Origin of the sequence: Rhodopseudomonas palustris (genome assembly GCF_003591005.1) — a bacterium.
Classification (GTDB): Bacteria; Pseudomonadota; Alphaproteobacteria; order Rhizobiales; family Xanthobacteraceae; genus Rhodopseudomonas; species Rhodopseudomonas palustris_K.
Map to the genome: position 1 here is coordinate 1 of NZ_QYYD01000033.1, position 22,951 is coordinate 22,951.

General features: G+C 65.3%; 14 protein-coding genes. 4 read left to right on the top strand and 10 right to left on the bottom strand.

From position 1 onward, the window contains the following. Nucleotides 1–213: 213 nt before the first annotated feature. Nucleotides 214–2,730: a glycogen/starch/alpha-glucan phosphorylase gene (locus D4Q52_RS23230; RefSeq protein WP_119858956.1), complete on the bottom strand. Its 2,517-nt coding sequence runs from the start codon at nt 2,728–2,730 to the stop codon at nt 214–216. Nucleotides 2,731–3,101: 371 nt separating this feature from the next. Between D4Q52_RS23230 and D4Q52_RS23235 the strand changes: the two genes are divergently transcribed. Beyond that, nucleotides 3,102–3,533, top strand: a complete 432-nt coding sequence (locus D4Q52_RS23235) for a hypothetical protein (protein ID WP_119858990.1) — start codon at nt 3,102–3,104, stop codon at nt 3,531–3,533. 250 nt (nt 3,534–3,783) lie between these two features. On the opposite strand, the gene D4Q52_RS23240 is transcribed toward D4Q52_RS23235, so the two are convergent. The 3 genes from D4Q52_RS23240 to polA all read right to left on the bottom strand — a co-directional run bounded on the left by D4Q52_RS23240 (nt 3,784) and on the right by polA (nt 8,666). Further along, on the bottom strand, nt 3,784–4,590 hold the full coding sequence (locus tag D4Q52_RS23240) for a DUF2865 domain-containing protein (RefSeq protein WP_119858957.1): 807 nt from the start codon (nt 4,588–4,590) through the stop codon (nt 3,784–3,786). A 117-nt stretch (nt 4,591–4,707) separates the two neighbouring features. Then, the gene (gene pyrE / locus D4Q52_RS23245; RefSeq protein ID WP_119858958.1) at nt 4,708–5,271 is read right to left on the bottom strand and encodes an orotate phosphoribosyltransferase; all 564 of its coding nucleotides are present in this window, start codon (nt 5,269–5,271) and stop codon (nt 4,708–4,710) included. A gap of 320 nt (nt 5,272–5,591) precedes the next feature. Continuing rightward, nucleotides 5,592–8,666, bottom strand: a complete 3,075-nt coding sequence (gene polA / locus D4Q52_RS23250; RefSeq protein ID WP_119858959.1) for a DNA polymerase I — start codon at nt 8,664–8,666, stop codon at nt 5,592–5,594. A gap of 137 nt (nt 8,667–8,803) precedes the next feature. Between polA and D4Q52_RS23255 the strand changes: the two genes are divergently transcribed. After that, entirely contained in the window at nt 8,804–9,124 is a 321-nt protein-coding gene (locus tag D4Q52_RS23255) for a hypothetical protein (protein WP_147407847.1), read from the top strand. 199 nt (nt 9,125–9,323) lie between these two features. Here D4Q52_RS23255 and D4Q52_RS23260 read toward each other — a convergent pair whose 3' ends face one another. Together D4Q52_RS23260 and D4Q52_RS23265 are read right to left on the bottom strand one after the other, a co-directional pair. Next, nucleotides 9,324–12,152 (bottom strand): sulfide/dihydroorotate dehydrogenase-like FAD/NAD-binding protein, encoded by a 2,829-nt coding sequence (locus tag D4Q52_RS23260; protein WP_119858961.1) that lies wholly within the window; start codon nt 12,150–12,152, stop codon nt 9,324–9,326. Beyond that, a complete protein-coding gene (locus D4Q52_RS23265; RefSeq protein ID WP_119858962.1) occupies nt 12,149–17,137 on the bottom strand; it encodes a 2-oxoacid:acceptor oxidoreductase family protein in 4,989 nt (1,662 codons plus the stop codon). The genes D4Q52_RS23260 and D4Q52_RS23265 overlap by 4 nt, the downstream gene beginning before the upstream one ends. Before the next feature lie 428 nt (nt 17,138–17,565). On the opposite strand from D4Q52_RS23265, the gene D4Q52_RS23270 reads away from it, so the two are divergent. Beyond that, complete coding sequence (locus tag D4Q52_RS23270; protein ID WP_119858963.1) at nt 17,566–18,150, top strand: DUF2478 domain-containing protein; 585 nt, start codon at nt 17,566–17,568, stop codon at nt 18,148–18,150. Nucleotides 18,151–18,180: 30 nt separating this feature from the next. Here D4Q52_RS23270 and D4Q52_RS23275 read toward each other — a convergent pair whose 3' ends face one another. The 3 genes from D4Q52_RS23275 to D4Q52_RS23285 all read right to left on the bottom strand — a co-directional run bounded on the left by D4Q52_RS23275 (nt 18,181) and on the right by D4Q52_RS23285 (nt 21,189). Then, complete coding sequence (locus D4Q52_RS23275; protein ID WP_119858964.1) at nt 18,181–19,332, bottom strand: NapC/NirT family cytochrome c; 1,152 nt, start codon at nt 19,330–19,332, stop codon at nt 18,181–18,183. Nucleotides 19,333–19,419: 87 nt separating this feature from the next. After that, nucleotides 19,420–20,418: a cytochrome-c peroxidase gene (locus tag D4Q52_RS23280; RefSeq protein WP_119858965.1), complete on the bottom strand. Its 999-nt coding sequence runs from the start codon at nt 20,416–20,418 to the stop codon at nt 19,420–19,422. A 288-nt stretch (nt 20,419–20,706) separates the two neighbouring features. Then, the gene (locus tag D4Q52_RS23285) at nt 20,707–21,189 is read right to left on the bottom strand and encodes a Dps family protein (protein WP_119858966.1); all 483 of its coding nucleotides are present in this window, start codon (nt 21,187–21,189) and stop codon (nt 20,707–20,709) included. Between the two features lie 365 nt (nt 21,190–21,554). Here D4Q52_RS23285 and D4Q52_RS23290 point away from each other — a divergent pair, with 365 nt between their 5' ends. Further along, complete coding sequence (locus tag D4Q52_RS23290) at nt 21,555–22,481, top strand: transporter (protein WP_234831304.1); 927 nt, start codon at nt 21,555–21,557, stop codon at nt 22,479–22,481. A gap of 172 nt (nt 22,482–22,653) precedes the next feature. Here the strand turns inward: D4Q52_RS23290 and D4Q52_RS23295 are convergent, their stop codons facing one another. Then, on the bottom strand, nt 22,654–22,866 hold the full coding sequence (locus D4Q52_RS23295; protein WP_119858968.1) for a TOBE domain-containing protein: 213 nt from the start codon (nt 22,864–22,866) through the stop codon (nt 22,654–22,656). Nucleotides 22,867–22,951: the final 85 nt, after the last annotated feature.

Below are 22,951 nucleotides of genomic sequence, written 5' to 3' on the forward strand. Positions count from 1 at the left end.
CCCCCGGGGGGGGGCCCCCCCGCGAAGAGTTCATCCGCAATGCCCGCGGCTCACCCCACCCCGTCACGCATCCCGCTGCGCGGGCTGCGTGCCGACCCTCCCCCTCAAGGGGAGGGTGAGGTCTCCTGCGGGGAAAGACTTCCAAACAGAGCGGATACGAAAAGCCGAAGCGATCGCTCGCTTCGGCTTTGATACTGCCGCATCCCGTTGCTCTCAGCCCTTCGCCTGCCGGGCCTGCCACGGCTGCGCCGCAGGCCTTGTCGGGACGTCCCAGATATCTTCGGCGTATTCGCGGATGGTGCGGTCGGAGGAGAACCAGGCCATGCGGGCGACGTTGAGGATGCCGGCGCGGGTCCAGGCCGAGCCGGCGCGCCAGCGCGCGTCGATGCCGCGCTGGGCTTCGTAGTAGCTGTCGAAATCGGCGCTGACCATGTAGTGGTCGAGGTGCCGCAGCGCGTGCGCCACCGAGGCGAAGCGCGCCGGATCGTCGGGCGAGAACAGGCCGGAATCGATCGACCGGATGGCGCGGTCGAGCAGCGGCGAGCGGCGGATGACGTCGGTGGCGTCGAGCCCCTGCGAGCGGCGCGCCACCACCTCCAGCGCTTCCATGCCGAAGATCGCGATATTTTCTGCGCCGACGTGATCGCGAATCTCGATATTGGCGCCGTCAAGCGTGCCGATCGTCAGCGCGCCGTTCAGCGCCAGCTTCATGTTGCCGGTGCCGGACGCTTCCATGCCGGCGGTCGAGATCTGCTCGGACAGATCGGCGGCCGGAATGATCACTTCGGCGAGGCTGACATTGTAGTCGGCCAGGAACACGACCTTGAGCTTGTCGCCGATCGACGTGTCGTTGTTGACCACCTCGGCGACGTCGTTGATCAGCTTGATGATCAGCTTGGCGTAGCGATAGCTCGCCGCCGCCTTGCCGGCGAAGATCTTCACGCGCGGCACCCAGTCGGCGCCGGGATTGTCCTTGATGGCGTGATACAGCGCCACGGTCTCCAACACGTTGAGGAGCTGGCGCTTGTATTCGTGGATGCGCTTGATCTGCACGTCGAACAGCGCGCCCGGATCGACCCGGACGCCGTTGCGCTCGCTGATCAGCCGCGCCAGCGCGATCTTGTTGCGATGCTTGACGGTGCGGAACTGCTGCTGGAACGCGGCGTCGCCGGCGAAGGCTTCGAGCCGCTCCAGCCTCGTCGGATCGTCCAGCACCTCGTCGCCGCAAGCGATGCGCACCAGATCGGTCAGCCCCGGATTGGCCAGCATCAGCCAGCGCCGGAAGGTGATGCCGTTGGTCTTGTTAGTGATGCGGTCCGGATAGAGATGATTGAGATCGTGAAACACGGTCTCCTTCATCAGGTCGGAATGCATCGCCGAGACGCCGTTGATGCGATGCGAGCCGATGAAGGCGAGGTGGCCCATGCGGACCCGGCGGCCGGCCTTCTCGTCGATCAGCGACACCGAGGCGCGGAATTCGATGTCGCCCGGGCAGCGCTGCTCGGCGAGCGCCAGATGCGCCTCGTTGATGCGGTAGACGATGTCCAGATGCCGCGGCAGCGTCCGCTGGAACAGGTCGAGCGGCCAGGTCTCCAGCGCCTCGGGCAGCAGCGTGTGGTTGGTGTAGCTCAGCGTCGCGCGGGTGATCTCCCAGGCGTCGTCCCAGCGCAGATTGTGGACGTCCACCAGGAGCCGCATCAGCTCGGTGACCGCCAGGCTCGGATGGGTATCGTTGAGCTGGATCGCCGCCTTCTTGGCGAGGCTGCGGATCTGGCCGTCGGAATCCAGATGCCGCTGGATCAGGTCCTGCAACGAGGCGGAAACGAAGAAATACTCCTGGCGCAGCCGCAATTCGCGACCGGCGGCGCTCTCGTCGTTGGGGTAAAGGAATTTGCAGATCGCTTCGGCGCGCGCCTCGTGGGCGGTGGCGCCGAGGTAGTCGCCGGTGTTGAACACGTCGATCAGCATCGGATCCGGTGCACGGGCCGACCACAGCCGCAGCGCGTTGACGTGTTGGCCGCGCCAGCCGACGATCGGGGTGTCGTAGGCGATCGCCTGCACGGTCTCCCCCGGGGTCCACACCGTCCGGGTAAAACCCTTGGCGTCGGTAACCTGCTCGACCTGGCCGCCGAACTTGACCTGATACACCACCTCCGGCCGCTGCAACTCCCACGGGTTGCCGAAGCTCAGCCACTCGTCCGGGAATTCCTGCTGCCAGCCATGATTGATGATCTGGCGGAACAGGCCGTAATCGTAACGGATGCCGTAGCCGAAGGCCGGGATGTCGAGCGTCGCCATGCTTTCCATGAAGCAGGCGGCGAGCCGGCCGAGGCCGCCATTGCCGAGCGCCGCGTCGGGCTCGCATTTGCGCAGATCATCCAGGCCGACACCGAGGTCGCCGAGCGCCGCGGCGAACTGCGGCAGCAGGCCCATATTGTTGAGCGCGTCGGTGAACAGCCGGCCGATCAGGAACTCGAGCGACAGGTAATACACCCGCTTGCGGCCGGCGTCGTAGCTCTCCTTCTCGGACACCAGCCAGCGGTGGACGATGCGGTCGCGAAGCGCCAGCGCCGAGGCCTTGTACCAATCGTGCTTGGTCGCCTGCGTCGCCTCCTTGCCGATCGCCAAGGTCAGCTTGGCCAGGATCGCACTCTTGATCTCCGCGAGCGCCAGCTCATCGATCGGCGGCTGCGGCAACTGAAATTTCTCTGGCGGGGACTGCACGGTCAAGTGACGATCCTACAAGGCTTTACGGTTTCAGAGCATACAAACATTAGCGCTCGATCGAAACCCGTGACGAGTGCATCGATGCGGCGCGCTGCCTTGGTTTTGTGCACAACACGACGAGTGGGTACGCCGCGTTGCAGCCATGGACCAATTCGATGACCGATTGCATCCGGAGCATGACGGAAGCCGGATGGCTGGGAGATGAACGGCTTTGCAGACGAGCCCGTGCGCTCCTCAGCATCCGCTGCACCGCGCCAGCAAACTCCAAACCAGCCAGAACAAATTAAGAACATTTTTACAAGCTACTGAGATATCATTGTGATTCGGTGCGTCGTACACCGAGATATGGAATGGTCTCAGCTGACGAGGGCTACATGTCGACGATTGCGTTCGATCAGATGGCGCTGACGCGAATCGCGGACTTTTCGCGGTCGCTGTCGCGACTGCATCTGCTCGCACGGCGGCAGTGGATCGACGACGACCAACTCGACCGCGAATTCAACGCGGTGTGCCGGTCGATCTGGGGCTATTCGCCGGACGACTTGGCCGACGAGATGTTTGCCGCCGATGATCTGGCCTGGCTCGATACGCTGGACGAATCGAGCGCCAGGATCTTCGCCGCCGAACACGGCTACGATCTGGTCGACGATAGCGGCATGCTGACCGATTGGTGGGGCTTTTGCTGGATGATCCTGGCCGAAAAGCGCGGCCTGCTCACCCCCGAGAACCGCGCCGCAGCGCGCGCCAAAATCGAGGAAGCGTATCTGGCCGCGCCAAATGTGATCGGGGTGATCGTGGCGCGGTGAAGCCACGAGCTCAGGGGTAGCTTGACATCAGCCCCAGGCACGTCAATCCGGGGCGGGCAGCACTGCTTCAGAACCTCTTGAGCCCCAGGCACGTCATTCCGGGGCGCGCGCAGCGCGAACCCGGAATCCAGATGTTGTTTGACCGACCGGCCTCGCAAGTGGCACGGCTGTAGTGCCCTGAACGTCGGGATTCCGGGTTCGCTCGCTGCGCGAGCGCCCCGGAATGACGTGCTTGGGGCGATGAAGGCCCTTAGTCGATGCTGTGCGTCGGAGCGCCTGCTGCCGCGCGGCGGCCCGGGACCGGCTTTGCAGGCGCGATCGGCGCGCTGACATCGCGAGCCGACGCGGCATCCTCAACGGGCTGATCCCCGACCGGAGCAACCTTCATCTCCCCGAGCTTGGCGCGCAGCTGCGAGGTCAGGCCCGGATAATCCGCCACCGGGGTGAAGTCCGGCGTCTGCTCGGCGCCGAGCCGGATGCCGTTATAGGCGGCGAGGCCGGTCGCGGTGGCGACGATGTCGCCGGGGCGCAGCGAGGTGTCCTGCGACAGGTCGATCTGGGCCAGCCCGGCCGGGTCACGGCCGTTGCAGGTGCAGTCGGGCTTCAGCGCCTTGCGGTAAGCGTAGGCGTTGTCGCTGTCGGCGTAGCGCTGGCCGCCGGCGGCGGTCGCGTAGTCGATATTGCTGCCGTAGTAGACCTTGGCGTTGCCGGCCGGGCAGAACATCGTGCACATCTGCGCCGGCGTCATGCCGCCGCGCGTCTGCAGCGCAAAGTATTTGCCGTCACACGGCCGCACGCAGAACGCCGGCCCGCCGCCGGACGCGACCGGACGCGACGGCGCGGGTGGCGGCGCCTGCTGTTGATTCAGCCCGAACGGATCGGCGAAGAAATTGGCCTGTGGCGGCGAGGCGCTGCGCTGCTGCGGCCGCTGCGGCGCGCCGCCGCCGAACAGCATTTCGAGAATGTTCTGGGCCGGCGCGGTTGACGGGATCAGCGCGACGGGGCTCGCGACCGCGAGCGCTGCCGCGAGCAGGGTGAGGCGCCCGAGGCGCGGCATTCTGAAGACCTGACGCAACGCTCAATCCACCCGACGCGATCGTGCTGCGGCCGAGCCGCGACATGATCACTTTAGAGCGGGATGGTAAACACCTGGTTTCCGCCCCAGGCTGGCGGCTCAGCTGTTGAGAAACTCGCTGGCCTTGTACAGCGACCGGAATGGCAGGCCGGCTGCGGCGAAGGCTTCGGTGGCGCCTTCCTCGCGGTCCACCATGGTCAGCACCAGGATGATCTCGGCGCCGGATTCCTTCACCGCCTCGACTGCCTTGATGGCCGAGCCGCCGGTGGTGGTGACGTCCTCGACGATCACGCAGCGCTTGCCGGCCAGCGTCTCGCCCTTCACCAGTCCCTCGACCGAGAGGCGGGCGCCGTGCTCCTTCGGCTTCTTGCGCACGAAGAACGCCGCGATCGGGTGGTTCTTCAGCCAGGACAGCTGCGCGATCGCGCCGGCCAGCGGCACCGCGCCCATTTCCAGCCCGCCGACATAATCGACCTGCTCGTCGCGCAGCGCCTCATAGGTCAGCTCCGCCAGCAGCGCCGCACCCTCGGGATCCAGCATCGTCGGCTTCAGATTGAAATAGAAGTCGCTCTTGCGGCCCGACGCGAGCGTGATCTCGCCGCGGCCGAACGAACGGGCGCGGATGATGTCGGCAAGACGGGCACGGGACGCGGATTTGGACACGGGCGGGCTCTCTAGGCTGGCTCTGCGGAAAACGCCGCAATCTAGCCGCCGCGGCCAGCGGATGCCAGCGGCCCGACCGCAGTATCAACGGCGAAGGGCCTCAGTCACCAGCCATGTCGATCGCAGCAGCGCCACCGGCACAGCGCGCTCCCTCTCCCGCTTGCGGGAGAGGGCTGGGGTGAGGGCGCCCCAAGCAGTGACTCAGCGACTCGCGGAGCGGAGTGCCCTCACCAGCCGCGCTTCGCGCGTCGACCTCTCCCGCAGGCGGGAGAGGTGCACAGTGCCCGCCGCGGGTCAGCGACCCACAACGATCATCGCGCTCAATGCGCCTCGTCCCAATTATCCGCCGCCCGCGCATCGACCTGCAGCGGCACGTTGAGCAGCACCGCCGGGAACGGCGCGTCCTGCATCACGTGCTGGACCACCGGCAGCGTCGCGGCCACCTCGTCCTCGGGCACTTCGAAGATCAGTTCGTCGTGCACCTGCAGCAGCATCTGCGCCGACAGCTTCTTCTCGACCAGCGCATCCTCCATCCGCACCATGGCGCGGCGGATGATGTCGGCGGCGGAGCCTTGCAGCCGCGCGTTGATGGCGGCGCGTTCGTTGAAGGCGCGGATCGACGGGTTCGAGGCCTTGATGTCCGGGTAGTGGCATTTGCGGCCGAACAGGGTTTCGACATAGCCGTGCGCCCGGCAGAAATCGCGGGTCTCGTCCATATAGGCGCGGATGCCGGGGAAGCGCTCGAAATAGCGCTTGATGTAGGCGCCGGCTTCCTCGCGCGGGATGCTCAGCTGATTAGCGAGGCCGAATGCCGAGATGCCGTAGATGATGCCGAAATTGATCGCCTTGGCGCGGCGGCGGATCTCCGACGGCATGCCTTCGACCGGCACGCCGAACATCTCCGATGCCGTCATTGCGTGAATATCGATGCCGTCCTGGAACGCCTTGCGCAGCGCCGGCACGTCGGCGACTTCCGACAAGAGCCGCAGTTCGATCTGCGAGTAGTCGGCCGACACCAGCTTGTGGCCGGGCGTTGCCACGAAGGCGCGGCGGATTTTTCGCCCGTCCTCGGTGCGCACCGGGATGTTCTGCAAATTCGGTTCGTTCGACGACAGCCGGCCGGTCGTCGTCGCCGCGAGCGCGTAGGTGGTGTGGACGCGGTGGGTCTGCGGATGCACGTAAGTCGGCAGCGCGTCGGTGTAGGTCGAACGCAGCTTGCTGACCTGCCGCCACTCCAGAATCTTCTTCGGAAATTCGTGGCCCTGCTCGGCGAGTTCGTCCAGCACCTGCGCCGAGGTCGACCACGCGCCAGTCTTGGTCTTGCTGCCGCCGGGCAACCCCATCTTGCCGAACAGGATGTCGCCGAGCTGCTTCGGGCTGCCGATGTTGATGTCCTCGCCGGCAAGCTCGCGGATCTCGGCTTCGATGCGCGCTGCGGTCTGGGCGAAGTCGGCTGACAGCCGCGACAGCACCTGCCGGTCGATCGAGATGCCGCGCCGCTCCATCCGCGCCAGCACGCCGACCAACGGCCGCTCCAGCGTCTCGTACACCGCCGTCATGCTGCCGGCGACAAGGCGCGGCTTGAGCACGCGCGCCAGCCGCAACGCCACATCGGCGCGCTCGGCCGCATAGGCGGTGGCACGGTCGATCGGCACCTGGTCGAAGCCGATCTTGTTCTTGCCGGTGCCGGTGAGTTCGCTCAGCGTATGCAGCGTGTGGCCGAGATTGCTTTCAGAGAGCGCGTCGAGCGCGTGACTGCCGCGGCCGGCGTCGAGCGCATAGGACATCAGCTGCGGATCGTCGATGTTACGCAAAGTGACGCCGTGCTGCGCCAGCAGCACTGCGGCGAATTTGATGCCGAAACCGACCTTGGCGACGCCGGCGGATTCCAGGATCGGCTTCAGCGCGTCGAGCGCCTCGCGGGTGCCGAGCTGATCAGGCACGAGGCCGGCGGCGAACAGGCCGTCGCCGTCACCGCTCTGCTTGTGCGCCAGCGGAATGTAGGCGGCCTGGTTCGCCCCGACTGCAAGCGCCAGCCCAGTCAGCTCCGCCTGCATCGGATCGATCGAGGTCGCGGCCGCTTCCAGCGCGACCACGCCGGTGGCGTGGATACGAGCGATAAAATCCTGCAGCTCATCGAGGCTGCGCAGCGTTTGGTAAGCGCTGCGATCGACCGGGACCTTGCGGGCGGCCTCGGCCCGCGCCGCAACCAGCGCCTCGGGCGACAGCACCACGCCCGGCCTGCCGTCGCGACCACGCCCGGCGTTCATCGCACCACCTAACCCCGCTTGCGGCGCGCCCCCTCCCCCGCTTGCGGGGGAGGGTTGGGGTGAGGGCTCTTGCCCCGCAAACAGGTCCCCGCCTACGGCAGCACCCGCACTCTTCGCCAGCGGCGGTACCGCCGACTTCAGCGCCGTCTCCGCCTCCACATCCGACGGATCGATCTGCGCATACTCCGCGACGCGCCGCGTCAGCGTAGTGAATTCCATCGCCTTGAGAAACGCCACCAGCTTGCGCGCATCCGGCTCGTGTACCGCGAGTTCCGCCAGCGGCACGTCGAGCTTGACCTTGTCGTCGAGCAAAACGAGCTGCCGCGAGATCCGCGCCTTCTCGGCGTTCTCGATCAGCGCCTCGCGCCGCTTCGGCTGCTTGATCTCGGCGGCGCGTGCCAGCAGCGTATCGAGATCGCCATATTCATTGATGAGTTGCGCGGCCGTCTTGATGCCGATGCCCGGCACACCCGGCACGTTGTCGACGCTGTCGCCGGCCAGCGCCTGCACCTCGACCACCTTCTCGGGCGGCACGCCGAATTTCTCGATCACCTCGGGCACGCCGATGCGGCGGTCCTTCATGGTGTCGTACATCACCACGCAGTCGGTCACGAGCTGCATCAGGTCCTTGTCGGACGATACGATCGTGGCCGTCGCTCCGGCCTCGCAGGCCTGGCGCACGTAAGTGGCGATCAGATCGTCGGCCTCGAAGCCGGATTGTTCCAGGCACGGCAGATCGAACGCCCGGACGGCTTCGCGGATCAGGGAGAATTGCGGAATCAGATCGTCCGGCGCCGGCGGCCGGTGCGCCTTGTAGTCGGGATAGAGCTCGTTGCGGAACGTGACTTCCGACTTGTCGAAGATGATGGCGAGATGCGTCGGCCGGTTGTCCGGCGGCATGTCGCGCAAGAGCTTCCACAGCATGTTGCAGAAGCCGAGCACGGCGTTGACCTGCAGCCCGTCCGACTTGCGGGAGAGCGGGGGCAGCGCATGATAGGCGCGGAAAATGTACGACGAGCCGTCGACCAGGAACACATGGTCGCCCTGGCCGGGCGGCTTGATGCCGACGGGGGCAGGGGGTGTGACGGCGGGCTGCGCGGGGGCGGACTTCGAGCTTTTCGGCATGGCCGCAACTTAAGGGCTTTTGCAGGATTTGGCACCCTGCGGGTTACCGACGCATGCGGATTTTCGCCGGTCTCGGACCGCGGGTGCACTTTCGGCCCGATGCGCGTATAATGCAGAGGACGATCCCGGAGACGACGATGTCTGTCGACAACGAGCCGATCAGTCTAGATGTGCTGGCGAGCCTATGCAGGCAGACCCTGCAGGAGACCCGCGCCACCCGAAAGGAAGTGGCCGACGTGCGCACGCTGTCGCTGCAGACGATCGACTATGCGCGTCGGATAGAGCGGCGAGTTGCGGAGCAGCGCGACGATCTGGAACTGATGCTCAAGGCCGAACTCGGCGGGGCGCTCGCCAACATGCAGTCGCAGTTGGAAGGCCATCTGCAGCCAATTGAAGATCGCCTCCGCGGCCTCGACGAATTGGAGCGACGGGTCGACGCGCTCGAACCGAAGCCCTGACCCGGCGATCAGGTTCGCACGATACAAGATGGCCGGGGCGACACCTGGCCATTTGTTTCGTGGCGTCATTGCGAGGAGCGTAGCGACGAAGCAATCCAGCGCCGTGCATGGGGCCGGATTGCTTCGCGGAGCCTGTACCCGGACGGCGCGGAGCGCCGATTCGGGTACTCGCAATGACGGTGGGGCGAGCGTGGTGGCCCTACGCAAACCCGTGCTTCTTCTTGCTCTCCAGTTCCTGCGCCTTGAAGGCGTTAAAGCGCGGCAGGAACTTGTCCCAGTCGATGATGTGGGCGTCGATTTCCGGGCCGTCGATGCAGGCGTGCTTGCGGACCAATTTGCCGTCGATGGTGACCGGCACCATGCAGGCGCCGCACATCCCTGTCGCATCCACCATGATCGAGTTGAGGCTCGCCACGGTCTTGACGCCGTAGGGCTTGGTGAGGTCGCTCACCGCCCGCATCATCAGCGGCGGGCCGATCGCGATCACTTCGGCGATGGTGCGGCCGATGCCTTGCTGATTGGCCTTGATCATCTCTTCCAGCGGGCCGGTGACGAAGCCTTTGACGCCGTAGCTGCCGTCGTTCGTGGTGTAGATCAGCGACAGCTGGTCGCCGAACTCCTGCTTCAGCTTGCCGACGCGCTCGTCGTCGCCCGTCCAGAACAGGAACTCCTGGGCGCGGAAGCCGGCGATCAGCGTGACGTGATTGCCGAGCCGCAGGTGCTCGCGCATGATCGGATAGACCGGTGGCAGGCCGACGCCGCCGGCGCAGAACACCACGGTCTGGTTGCCCTCGTAGCGATGTAGTTCGCTGGCGCGGCCGAGCGGGCCGGCGATGCCGGTGAAGGCGTCGCCGATCGCCATGCGGTTGATCTCGAGCGACGAGGTGCCCATGCCCTGCACGACGAGATCGATGGTGCCTTTCTCGGCGTCCCAATCGGCCAGCGTCAGCGGGATCAGTTCGCCCTTCTCCCACGGCAGCACGCGGACGAACTGTCCGGCCTGGGCCGAGCGCGCCACCATCGGCGCCCGCACGGTGAACTCGACGATGCCGCCGGCGAGCGGCACCTTGCCGACGATGGTCTGCTCGATCTGGCCGAGCTCGGTGTACTTGGCGGCGCGCTCGACGCGGTCCTTGATCTGCGCCGCCGTGAACGGAATCTCGCCGACGATCTCGCGTGCCGCCGCCTGGCCGTCGCCGGCGGCGCGGATCGCGGTGGAGCCGCCGCGCGCGGCGTCGCCGCCGGTGTAGACATCCTTGATCGAGGTGCGCTGCGAGCCTTCCTCGACTTCGATGGTGCCCCATTTGTTGGTCTTCAGCCCCGGCTCGGCGTCCTTCATGATCGGGTTGGCGGTGTTGCCCAGCGCCATGATCACGAGATCGACCGGCACCCGCTCGATCTGCCCGGTCGGCTTCGGGCTGCGGCGGCCGGATTTGTCCGGTTCGCCGAGTTCGTTGACGTCCAAGAGGGCGTGGGTGACGAAGTGGGTGTGGTCGTCGCCGATGAATTCGCGCGGCGCGCGTAGCACGGCGAGAGCGATGCCTTCCTCCAGCGCGTGATGCAGCTCCTCGACGCGGGCCGGCATCTCGCTCTGGGTGCGGCGATACACGATGGTGACATTGCCGCCGAGCCGCTTGGCGGTGCGCGCCGCGTCCATCGCGGTGTTGCCGCCGCCGATCACGAAGACGTTCTTGTCTTTGACTTCCGGCAGCGGCGTCTCGTAGCGATCATCAAGCCCGCGCATCAGATTGACGCGGGTCAGGAACTCGTTAGCCGACATCACGCCGAGCAGATGCTCGCCGGGCACGTTCATGAACGTGGGAAGGCCGGCGCCGGTGCCGACAAAAATCTTCCAGAAGCCTTCGGCCTTGAGGTCTTCCAGCGTCGCGGTCTTGCCGACCACAAAGTTCTTCACGAACCGGCCGCCGAGCAGGATGATCTTTTCGACCACGTCGTCGATCAGCGTGTTGGGCAGGCGGAATTCCGGGATGCCGTAGCGCAGCACGCCGCCGAGGTCGTGAAACGCCTCGAAGATCGTGACCGGGAAGCCTTCGACCGCCAACAAGTAAGCATTGATCAGACCCGACGGGCCGGAGCCGACGACCGCGATGGGCGGCTTCACCGCCGCCGCCCACGGCGAGATGCGGCCGGCGAAGCGCTCATTGGCGTTCGGATTGGTGAGCTTCTGATGCTCGGGCAAGTACCATTCGAGCTGGCCGATCTCGATCGGCCGCTTGGTGTGGGTGCAGACGCCCTGACACTGCAGTTCCTGCGGGCAGACGCGGCCGGTGACGTTCGGCAGCGGGTTGCAGCTCTCGATCAGCTCCAACGCTTCGCGATGCTTGCCGTTGCCCAATAGGTCCAGCATCTCGGGGATGTGGATCTTCACCGGGCAGCCGCCTTTCGGTTCCTTCTTGCCCTGGATCAGCACGCCGAGTTCGCACGGCTTGTCGTCGCACTGCTTGTCGCGCATCACCTCGAGCCAGACGAACAGCTCGCACTCGCGCAAGCTGTAGCCGATCGACTGGTACCCGAGGTAGCCCTGGTTGACGAGGTCGAAGTCGACCGCGCGCTGTTCCGCCGGGCGGATATAGGGCGGGATGAACGCTTCGCCCGGCCAGCCTTCCGACAGGTTCTCGAACATCGGGTAGCGACCGCGCAGGTGCACGTCGATCGCCTTGATGAACTTGCGCTTGAACTTCAGCGGCAGCGCCCAGATGAAGCGCTGCAGGATGATGCTCATATCATCGCCGCGGGCGAGCAGAGCCCACAGCGTGGTGGTGAAGGCTTCACCGAGCTCCGGCTGCTGGAATTCCCAGACGATGGCCTGGGTGCCGTCGGCGATGAACATGCTCCGCAGCGACGCCGGGTCGTTGACCAGGCGCTTCTGCAGCAGCGCAAGCTGCTTCTGGAACACGCCGACCGCTTCGCTGGCCTGCAGTTCTTCCAGCTCGGTCTGCGAGCTTTCCAGCGCGCTGCGCGCCTGCTGATAGCGCAGCACGTCGTTGGACACGGAGATGCCGCTCATCGGATGATCTCCGCGTCGCAGTTCGCCGCCGCGCGGCTGAGCTTGGCCGACAGCTCCGGCGTCACCTTGAGCTTGCCGAACACGCCGGGAATAACGTGCGCGACGTCTTTCGAGGCGCCGCCGACCATGATCTTGGTGAGCTCGAACACCTCAGGCACGTCCTGGTAGCAGCTCTTGCAGTTGGTGCATTTGTCCAGATCCGCATCGTCGATGTGGATCGGCTCGCCGCCGTTGCCGTTCGCCGCCTTGGCGCCGTTGTTCGGCGCTGCCGCCGCCGGAGCCGCCGCAAAGCCGTTCATCAGCGCACCGAAGCCGCCGGCCGCGGGCGCGTTGGACGAGGCCGCCAGCTCGCTCATGCCGCGCGCGATCTGATCGAGCGAGCTTTCGCGCGCCTTGACCTGCTCCTCGTACTGGTGCTGCAGCGCGCTGAGCTCCGCGCTATGCGCTTCGTCGAGCGCGCGAACGTCGAAACCGGCCAGCACCTGCAGGGTGCGCCAGTATTTGCGCCGCTCTTCCACCAGTGCCACGACGCTGTCGCCGACCGACAGCTTGACCAGCTTCTTGTCGCCGTCGGTGGTGGTGATGAACGGCGTCTTGCCGGCACGCGCAGCGGCGTCGAGCGCGACGTACTCGTCGATCGGCAGCGCGTCCGCGTCCTTCTTCAGCGGCTTGAACTGCTTGCGGAAGCGGACTTCGGTATAGGCGAAGTCAGCCGGCGTCAGCTTGGTCTTGAGCAACTGCGTCGCGCCGTTCTCGTCGATGTATTCGATCGACTTCGAGGCCCAATCCTGATCCGGCTCCGGGTTGCCGTCGAGCGAGAACGCGCGCTCGGTCTTGCCGACTTTGCGCGGGTCGTGGACGAACACCGGATTCATCCGGCTCTCGACTGCGAGGCGCGCCTGGCGGCTTGCCGCGGCGTCGCCGATGCCGTGCTCGGCCTGGCATGGCGTGTAGACGTCGAGTACCGCCGGCGACGAGCTGTGGTTGAGGAACTCCATCACGTTCTTCAGGAAGTGGCCCTGCAGCGCGGTCGCGGTCTGCACCACCAACACGCTGGGATGGAACGAGGCGATCAGGCCGAGCTCCTTGCGGGATTCCTGCTTGCCGTGCTGGGCGACGCCGAACCGAGACAGGTCGGAATCCTGGCCGGTGAGGCTGGCGGTCGAAGTCTGGCCGCCTGTGTTGGAGTAGGCGCCGGTGTTCAGCACCACGACCTTGATCGGCGTCTTGGTGGCGAGCAGCCGCGACAGCGCGCCGAAGCCGATGTCGTAGGTGGCGCCGTCGCCGCCCATGCTGAGCACGGTCGGCAGCATCGCCCGTTCTTCCGGCGTGAATTCGCTCCAGCCGAAATAGCGGAAGTAACCATCATGCTTGGCCGCATTATAAGCGTCGGCAAGCTCCAGCTTCGCCACGCGCAGCGCGCGGAAATCTTCCGTCGCCTTGGCGGTGAGGCCTTCGAAGATGCCCTTGGCCACCGCGGGCGTGTCCTGGAACAGGCTGTTCACCCACGGGTCGGTGTAGGGGTTGAACGGGAAGGTCGAGGCGTACACGCTCGAACAGCCGGTGGCGTTGGCGATCACCATGCCGGACGGGCCGTTGCCGGTCGGGCCGCTCTCGTAATTGTAGAGCCGCTTCTCCAGCGTCTTCAGCGCCGCGTCGATCCGCGCGACGCGGGCGGTGTCGGCGGCGACCTCGGCGCGCTTGGCACTGAGCTGATCGATCAGGCTTTCCAGTTCGCGGGTATGGTCCTTGCGGCGCTTGTCGTGGATCGCGTGGTTGGTCGAAGTGACGAGGCGGATCGCGGTGACTTCGCCACAGCCGCGGCAGGCGCCGTGGCCGCCGGTGGTGGCGTAGTAATTGGCGCGATCGAGCATCAGGCGCTTGGTCTCACCCTCGGGCTTCGTCGCGCTTTCGGTGAAGCGCGCCGGGGTGTTCGGCGTGCGGCTGAGAAATTCGAACCGGGCCTGAAGTTGCTCCAGCATCGGCTCGTCCTGCTCGCGATCGACCAGCGCGCCGGGGCCGCAGACGTCGATACATTCGAGACAGCCCGAACACTTCCACGGATCGACGCTGACTGAGTAGAGGCCGCCGGTGCCTGGCTGACTCTTTTCCATCGCGTCGAAGAACGGCCGGGTGCGAGCCACCGGATACACGGACAACACCGCCGACAGCTTACCGAGGTTGCGGTTCAGCGTGGCGTTGTCGAGTTGCAGCGACTCCGCCGCTTGCGCCACGATGTCGGCGAATGGCTTGTCGTCCTTAGCCGAACGATACACATCGCGGATCGCTTCGGTCAGCGCCGGCACCTTGTCACGCAACGCATCCTGCTGAGCCGGCGCGATGTCCAGCTGCTTGATCGCGGTCAGCAGCAATTCGTGGATGTCGTGCACCGCGTTCGGGATCGCGGCGTCAGGACAAACCAGCGCGCATTCCATGCAGCCGGTGCAGAGATCAGCCTTGAACTCCGGCACGTTGCGGCGGAACAGGCCCTTGTCCTTGGCGGCCGCGGAGCCGGCGGGCATGAACATGCCAATGCCCGGCAGCACCGGCGCATCCGCAATGGTGCCGTCGCGGAACGGGCCGGCCAGCACGTCGTCGTAGTACTCCGGATCGAGGAAGCCCGACGCCTGCGCCGGCGCCGCGGCGCGGCACATCGAGGCGGAGATCGAGGCATCGCGCCTCGCCCTCGGGGCCGCCTTGATGGCGTCCTCGCTGAATTCCGGCGCGTCGACATCGACCTTGTGGGTGGCCTCCAGACCCTCGCGGATCACCGCCATGTTGCCTTCGACGATGTCGCCGCCCTTGGCGCCGAACTTCTTACCGATCTGCTGGCGGATCTTGTTGAGCATCGCCTCCTGCGAGGCGTCCGCCACCACGCGATCGACGTTGCCGCACACCGCGCCGATGAAGGCGATGCCCATCATGCGGGTCTCGAGTTCGGCGGTCGGCGCGTGGCGCTTGGCCACCGCGAAGGCGTCGATGACGTAGAACTTGATGGCCTTGTCGCGGATGGTCTGGCGCGCCTTGGCGGGCAGATCACGCCACACTTCGAGCGCCGTGAGGTTGGTCTGCAGGATGAAAGTGCCGCCGGCGACCAGGCCGCGCAGCGGATTGGTGTGGACGAACACCTTGTGGTCGGGCGAGATCACGATCTCGACGTCTTCCAGCTCGGCGTTGGTGATCTTCACCGGCTCCGGCGACAGCGTGATGTAGTAGTTGGTCGGCGCGCCGCTCTTCTCCGAGCCATATTTCGGCGCCGACTTCGAATGCATGTCGAGCGCGCCGGCCAGGATGTCGGTCAGCAACTTGCCCGACGCGATGGTGCCGTAGCCGCCGATCGAGTGGAAGCGGATGCGGAACGCGGACGGCGGCAGCAGGTTCGGGTTCGGCCCCGTTTCCAGCGCCATGTATTGCGTTTCGGGATACGCCGCCTTCAGCCGGTTCTGGAGCGCCTCCATGCGCGGCGACGCGTTCTCGGTGAAGAACCTGGTGCCGAGATACACGAACGGCGCAGAGTCGGTCTTCTCCATATTGGCGTAGCAGGCGATCAGGTCGCGCGGCTGCAGGTCGTGGCCGCCGAGGCCGAAGATCGCGGTGGTGATCTTCGGCAGCTTGGCCAGCGCCGGAATGCCGGCGTGACGCACGCCGGCATCGCCGTTCTCGCGCGCCTTGCACAGCGCCTGGGTGACCAGCTGGGTCAGCGCAGTGACGTCCGAGCGCTCCAGCACGGTGACGGCGGTCTTGCCGGCCAGCGCCGCGACCAGTTCGGCCTCGGGGAAGGGCTGCAGCATCTTGATCGACACCACGCCGACCTTCTTGCCCTGCGAGCGCAGATAAGCCGCGACCGCCTCGGCGTCATCGGTGACCGAGCCGAGCCCGACCACGACGTGCTCGGCATCGTCGCACATAAAAGTCATCACCGGCTTGTACTCACGCCCGGTCAGCGCCGCGTACTCCGCCATCGCTTCGGTGACGAAGCGCGGCACCGCATTGACGAAGTGAGTGCGGTGATCGACTGCGCCGGCCTGGAAGTCCGGCTGGTTCTGCACGCCGCCGGTGAGGCCCGGATTGTCGATATCGACCAGCGCCGGCACCAGCTGCCGTGTGCCTTTCTCCGGTGCGTTGATCCACTGCCGCTTCCACGGCCCGCGCAGTTCTTCCGGCGCGTAAGCCAGCGTCTCGGCGACGATGGCCCCGTCGTTGTCGGCCTCGATCGCGTCGGCGTTGTCGTCCAGAAACTTCTTCAGCGACGCGAGATCGGCCGCGACGAAATCAGTTTCGTGCCGCAGCAGATACTGCTTGAGCTGGAACACGCGGCCCTTGGCTCCGAACAGCATCTCCTGCGCCACGGTCGGGCACTTGATGCGGCCGGCCGGATCGCCGAGAAATTCGCGCAGCAGTTCCGGCTCCGGCATCAGCGCTTCGCTGAGCATGTGCGAGGTCGCAAAGCCGTCCATCGCATTGGCGACCGGGATCAGCGAGGTGGCGGCGACCTTGTAGGAAATTGCCGCGAGATCGGCGGCTTCCTGCGGATTGGAGCCGAACAGAATCGTGTAGCCGGACGACAGCAGCGCATAGACGTCGTCGTGGCCGGCCATCACGTTGAGCGAATGCTTCGACACGACGCGCGCGGCGACCTGCAGCACGAAGCCGCCGACCTTCTTGCCGACAGTGACGTAGTGCGACTCCAAGCCGTACAGAATGCCCTGGCTTGAGGAGGCGTTGGAGATGAACTTAGCCCCGGTCAGCGCGGCGCCGAGCGCGCCGGACTGCGCCGAGTGCTCGCCTTCCGGCTCGAAGAAGAACGGATGCTTGCCCCAGACGTTGCAGCCGCCGGAGGAGCGGAACGCCTCATAGATCTCGGAGATCTCGGTCGAGGGCGTGATCGGATAGCCGATGACGCCGCCGCAGACATGCCCCATCACCTGCGCCACCGCGCCGTTGCCGTGGATCACTGACGGAATGCCGGGGTATTTTGCGTTCATGGGGTCGTTCCATTTTGACTGGCGCAGCGGAGCGTCGCGGCCGTGCCTGAGGAGAAGCGTTTCCTGGCCGCGGCGGCTGCGCAGCAGCGGACGGCGGGCCTCGTTTTGATCTGCAGAAGCGGCTTTCGGCGGGGGCAAACCTCCGCGGTGGTAAAGCCGTAGCCTTGTGCGGTGCACTAGCACGGGCTTTGAAAACCCGATTTGACGCGCATCAAAAGAAAAGGTTTTGCCGTCGTTTCTGAAATATAATTACAAGATCGGTTCTGCGACGCACCCGCAGGTCGAATGATGCCCGTCACCACTGCCCGTTGCAGCTAAAGGAGAAATTGCCGCGTCACCGCTCTCGTTATATACTTGTCTATACGACGTGTGCTGACGCTGTTGGCATCAGGATGCCCGGGAGCGCTCACGCGACCGGTGGAGGACCGATGACCCTCGATTCCCATACTTTCGATTCGCAATGCGATCTGGCCGCGCTGGTCTATGAGCCGGGCGAAGATCCCGACGCGCTGCTGCAGGGGTTCGCGGACGACCTCAGCGCCAGCGGCGATCGTGTCGTTGGGCTGGTGCAGTTCGGCGATCGGCTGGCTGGCGCAACGAGGTCAGGGGCGACGCTGTTGCACAGCGGCGAGCGAGTGCCTCTGTACCAGAACCTTGGTGCACACGCCGCCGGATGCCGGCTCGATCCCGGCCAATTGCTCGCCGCCGGCGACCGCATCGGTTCGGCGATGGACGACGGCGCCGATCTCGTCATCATCAATCGCTTCGGTCAGCAGGAATGCGAAGGCCGCGGCCTGCTGCATCTGATCGTCCGCGCCATCAGTGCCGACATCCCGGTGGTGATCGCGGTGCCGGCCAAACGCTTCGACGCCTGGATCCGTTTCGCCGAGGGTATGAGTGTCCGGCTGCGCTGCGATCGCGGCGCGTTGGACGCGTGGTGGGCGAGTCTGTCCGCGCGCGGCCGGTCCAGTGCGGCGCGGCCGCATACGACGCTTTGCGAAGCGTTCAAGTAATCGCCATTCAGCCGGCCTCGCAATGCGACGTCAGCGGCTCGCCGGTGCAGCGTCGCGCGCGTGGTTCTGCAGATAGGCCTGCAGCAGCGCGACCTCCTCGCCGGTCAGCGCGGTGAAGCGCTTCATCGCGTTGACGTGGCCGATCCACTGATTGGCGGTGGCCGTCGTCGGCTGCCGCAGCGCGTGACACATCGTGCAGTTATCATCGTTGATGCGGGCGCCGATCTGCCATAGCGGATCAAGCTCCGACACGAAGCCGCCGGCCGGCACCCACACGTGCAGTCGCATTCGGGTCCAGGCGAGATCCGTGTCGGGATCGGTGACGGTCTCCAGCGGCATCAGCTTCTCGATCGCCGCGGCGTCGAGCGTTGCCACCAGTACCCGCTGCCCGACGCGCTGATACATCATCTCCGGCGAGCCCTCGCGCTGCCAGCCCTCGAGTTCCACGCCGAGCACATCGCCGTCGACGCTGCGCAAAGCAACTGCGGCGGCTGGCGCGATCTCGCCGGCGGCGTTGCTCTCATTAGGTGCCAGCCGGAACGGCGTGCGGGCGATGGCGTAGAGCGTCGCACCGGGGGTCGGCGCCAGCGTTTTCGCGGCCGCGGCGAGCTGCGCAAACGCAGCACGATGGCCTGCGGTGATATCGGGCAAGCGGTGGGCGACGCCCTTGTGGCAATCGATGCAGGTCTTGCCGGCCTTCATGGCGGCCGCCATCGCGCTCGCCGCCTTGGCGCTCTGCTTGTGAAAATCCATCGCGGCGAACGAATGACAGTTACGGCACTCGCGGCTGTCGTTCGCACGCATGCGGTCCCATTCATGACGGGCGAGTTCGTGGCGCTTGGCTTCGAACTTCTCCGGTGTGTCGATGCTTCCCGCCATCCAATGCAACAGTTCCTTGCTGGCGGTCACCTTGCGGATCAGCATGTGTCCCCAGTCGCGCGGCACGTGACAGTCAGAGCAGACCGCGCGTACGCCGCTGCGATTGCTGTAATGCGCCGACGTCTTGTACTCCTGATACACGTTGTCCCGCATCGCGTGACAGGAGGTGCAGAACGCCAGACTGTTGGTCGCCTCCATTGCGGTATTGAAGCCGCCCCACGCGATCGCGCCGCCGGCCGCGGCCAGCAGCAATACGAAGGCCAGCGGCCAGCGCCGGCCGAATCCGGTCATCGGAGCCGTCATCGAACGATCGATCCGTGGGTGAGAAGAGGGGAGGAGCAGAGATCGCTGTCGATCTCCGCTCCTGAAGGTCGAGGCGCCGCGGCGGGATTAGTCGAACGGCTTCGGCGGCGTGGTCTTGTCGGTCGAAGGCGGCAGGATCGGCAGTTTGAGATCGGGCTGATCGCCGGTCAGCGTCTTGAGGAAGGCGACGATCTTGGTGTTCTCCTCGGGCGTGAACGTCTTGCCGAGCTGAATCCGGCCCATCGTGTCGACCGCCTGCGACAGCGTCTGCGCCGCGCCGTCGTGGAAGTACGGATAGGTCAGTTCGACGTTGCGCAGCGTCGGCACCTTGAAGTTGAAGCGATCGGCTTCCTCCTTAGTGACGGCGTAGCGGCCTTCCGCCGGGTTGTCGGTCTTGTACGGCTCGACCACGCCCATCTTCTGGAAGGTGTTGCCGCCGACCGCGGAGCCGTTGTGACAGGCGGTGCAGCCGGAGTCCTTGAACAACTCGTAGCCGGCGAGTTCGGTCGGCGTCAGCGCTTTCTTGTCGCCCTTCAGCCATTTATCGAACCGTGAGTTCGGCGTGACCAGCGTCTCCTCGAACGCCGCGATGGCGCGCGTCACTTCGTCGATGTCGACCGTGCTGGTCTTGCCGAACACCGATTGGAATTCGCCGACGTAGCCCGGAATCGATTTCAGCAAGTCGACCGCGAGCTCGTGCGTGAACGCCATCTCGCCGGGATTGGCGATCGGTCCGCCGGCCTGGTCCTTCAGCGTGAGCGCGCGGCCGTCCCAGAATTGCGCGACGTTGAGGCTGGCATTCAGCACGGTCGGCGCGTTGATCGGCCCCTTCTGCCAATTGTGCCCGATCGAGGTCCTGAGGTTGTCGGTGCCGCCCATCGACAGGTTGTGACACGAGTTGCAGGAGATAAAGCCCGACTTCGACAGCCGTGGATCGAAGAACAGCTTCTTGCCGAGTTCGACCAGCTTGGCGTCCTTCACCACGGCCGGCTTGATCGGCGAGATCGGCTCGTCGGCCGCGCGGGCGGGAAGCGACAACGACAGCGAGACGGCCGTCGCCAGCAGCAGCACATTCGCGTACTTCATGATTCAACCCCCAGACTGATGAGCATCGAAGGGGGCCCAGGGCCGTTCCGCGACGATGCAGAAGCGGGATTAAAGTAGTTCTTATTCGCAATCGCCGACCTTGATCAGGCTCAAACCGGATGCCGCAACAGAGCGCTTCGAACTGGCGACAAGTCGTTGTCGTCGCTCGCAATCCCGGGACACGCAAAGGGCCGGCGCGTGGTCTACGACGAAAGTCCGGGCGGCTTCGATGGCGAAGGAAAAGGCGACCCAGCGCGTGCAGCCCGGATCGCCTTGCGTATCGCGTTCTCAATCTTCCAACAGGCTGCGCAGCATCCAGGCTGTTTTCTCATGAACGTCGAGCCGCTGCGTCAGCAGGTCGGCGGTCGGCTGATCGTTAGCCGCATCGGTAAGGGGAAACAGCTCTCGCGCCGTCCGCGCGGTCGCTTCCTGCGCGGCTACCAGATGGCGCACCATGTCCATGGCTCTCGGAACGCCGGCGACTTCTTCGATCGAGGCCAGCGAGACGAACTCCTTGTAGGTGCCGGGTGCCGGAAACCCGAGCGCGCGAATCCGCTCGGCAATCTGGTCCAACGCCGTCCACTGCTCGGTGTATTGAGCCATGAACATCGCGTGCAGCGTGTTGAACATCGGGCCGGTGACGTTCCAATGGAAATTGTGCGTCATCAGGTACAGCGTGTAAGAATCAGCCAGCAGTCGCGATAGCCCTTCGGCAATTTTGGAGCGCTGTTCCTCTGGTATCCCAATGTTGATTTGCGGATGCTTCTTCATTCCGTGTCCTCATCAAGTTTCACGCAGACGGCCACCGCGGCAGGCGAGGCTGTGCTGATCCGGCTGCGCACGATCCTCTGAATCCCGACCTATCGCCGGCCAATGAGCTCGCCCGCTTCGACCAAAGATGCAGGCTGATCACTATCTATGGTAACTAACTACCCTGTCATTGTTGCGCGTCAAATTCTCAGCTTCGGCAACTTATTGATCTTATAAAACAAAATCTTTGACCGGCCACTGCTACCAGTTGCAATTAGTTCCCGGAATTACTTGCGTTGAATTTCGGGGGTGACATGTTGTTGCATTGGGTTGGCGCACATCGCGATCGTTCAAGAGTTCGATTGGGGTCTGCATTCGGTGGGTTGATGTTGGGGTTGTTTCTGCCGGCGATCGCGCAGGCCGGTGATGCGCCGTCCTGGCTGGCGGGCGCCGGCGCAGTTCCCAGCGCATCGGCGTTGCCAGGAGCCAAGTCTCGGGCTGCGCTCGAGGTTGTGGCCGAAGACGACCGGGTTGATACCGAGCACATCTTCGGCTTCAGCATGGGCTCGGATATCGGCAAGAAAGGCGAGATCGAGCTCGAGATCGAGAATGTCGGCCGCTTCAACAAGCGCGCCGGTTCGTACACGGGCGTCGGCGTGCTGTCGCAGGTCAAGTTCGTGCTGACCGACAATTTCCGCGTGGCGCCGGGCGTCAGCTTCGCGTCCACCCAGGTCGGCGGGGTGCCCGGCATGATCGACAATCGCCGCACCGCGCTCGCCGGCGCGTCGCTGGAATTCCGCTACAAGCTGCTCGACCGCGACGTGATGCCATTCGGCCTGACGCTGCACGCCGCGCCGGGGTGGAACAGGTTCGATGAAGTGACGGGCTTCGACATCCAGACCTATGGCAGCGAATTCGCCGCGCTGATGGACAAGGAGCTGATCCGCGACACGTTGTTCGCAACCGTCAACGTCTGGTATGCGGGCGGCGCGTCGCGCGAACTCACCAACGAGTGGAGCCGCGATTCCGAATTGTCGGTCAACGGCGCACTGTCTTACAAGGTCGGGCCGGATCTGCTCGTCGGCGTCGAAGCCCGCTACCTTCGGGCCTATGACGGCCTCGGGCTCGATCGCTTCCTCGGCGATGCGGTGTATCTCGGTCCGACCTTCTCGATGCACCTCGCCCACAATGTCGGGCTGTCGGGCACCTGGAGCACGCAGGTGGCGGGCCACGCCGCCCACGACCACCAGCACCTCGACCTCGACAATTTCGAGCGCCACCAGGCGATGCTGCGGTTCAACTATCTGTTCTGAAAATCTGGAACGGACCTCGCGCCGCTCAACCGCGCGATCATCTCTCGCGTCATGGCCGGGCGTCGTCCCGGCCATTCCGCGTTGCTGGCGAGGCGAGCCTGAAGGTGATGCCCGGACACGGGTCCGGGCATCACGAGGGGCAGGCGCCAAAGCGGCGGCTCCGCCGGTCAGCTTAGTCGCCAATCGCGACCAGGACGTCCGAGGCCTTGATGACGGCCGTTGCGGCCTGGCCGGCGGCGAGCTTCAGTTCGTCGACCGCCTCGTTGGTGATCGCGGCGGTCACGATCGCGCCGCCGCCGATGTCGATGCGGACGTGCGACGTCGTCGCGCCCTTCTGGATGTCGATGATGGTGCCCTTGAGCTGATTACGGGCGCTGATCTTCATAGCCGAATCTCCTGGTTGCGAACGCGCCCGATCGGGGCTAGCGTTATATAGGTCAGCTATATGACCGAAGCGAACCGGAGACGAG

Bases quoted from the DNA above. Each gene is read 5' to 3' on its own strand.
- D4Q52_RS23290 (WP_234831304.1), top strand. From the start codon at position 21,555: ATGTTGGGGTTGTTTCTGCCGGCGATCGCGCAGGCCGGTGATGCGCCG.
- D4Q52_RS23240 (WP_119858957.1), bottom strand. From the start codon at position 4,590: ATGCCGCGCCTCGGGCGCCTCACCCTGCTCGCGGCAGCGCTCGCGGTC.
- D4Q52_RS23295 (WP_119858968.1), bottom strand. From the start codon at position 22,866: ATGAAGATCAGCGCCCGTAATCAGCTCAAGGGCACCATCATCGACATC.
- D4Q52_RS23235 (WP_119858990.1), top strand. From the start codon at position 3,102: ATGTCGACGATTGCGTTCGATCAGATGGCGCTGACGCGAATCGCGGAC.
- D4Q52_RS23285 (WP_119858966.1), bottom strand. From the start codon at position 21,189: ATGAAGAAGCATCCGCAAATCAACATTGGGATACCAGAGGAACAGCGC.
- D4Q52_RS23255 (WP_147407847.1), top strand. From the start codon at position 8,804: ATGTCTGTCGACAACGAGCCGATCAGTCTAGATGTGCTGGCGAGCCTA.
- polA (WP_119858959.1), bottom strand. From the start codon at position 8,666: ATGCCGAAAAGCTCGAAGTCCGCCCCCGCGCAGCCCGCCGTCACACCC.
- D4Q52_RS23265 (WP_119858962.1), bottom strand. From the start codon at position 17,137: ATGAACGCAAAATACCCCGGCATTCCGTCAGTGATCCACGGCAACGGC.
- D4Q52_RS23270 (WP_119858963.1), top strand. From the start codon at position 17,566: ATGACCCTCGATTCCCATACTTTCGATTCGCAATGCGATCTGGCCGCG.
- D4Q52_RS23280 (WP_119858965.1), bottom strand. From the start codon at position 20,418: ATGAAGTACGCGAATGTGCTGCTGCTGGCGACGGCCGTCTCGCTGTCG.
- D4Q52_RS23275 (WP_119858964.1), bottom strand. From the start codon at position 19,332: ATGACGGCTCCGATGACCGGATTCGGCCGGCGCTGGCCGCTGGCCTTC.
- D4Q52_RS23260 (WP_119858961.1), bottom strand. From the start codon at position 12,152: ATGAGCGGCATCTCCGTGTCCAACGACGTGCTGCGCTATCAGCAGGCG.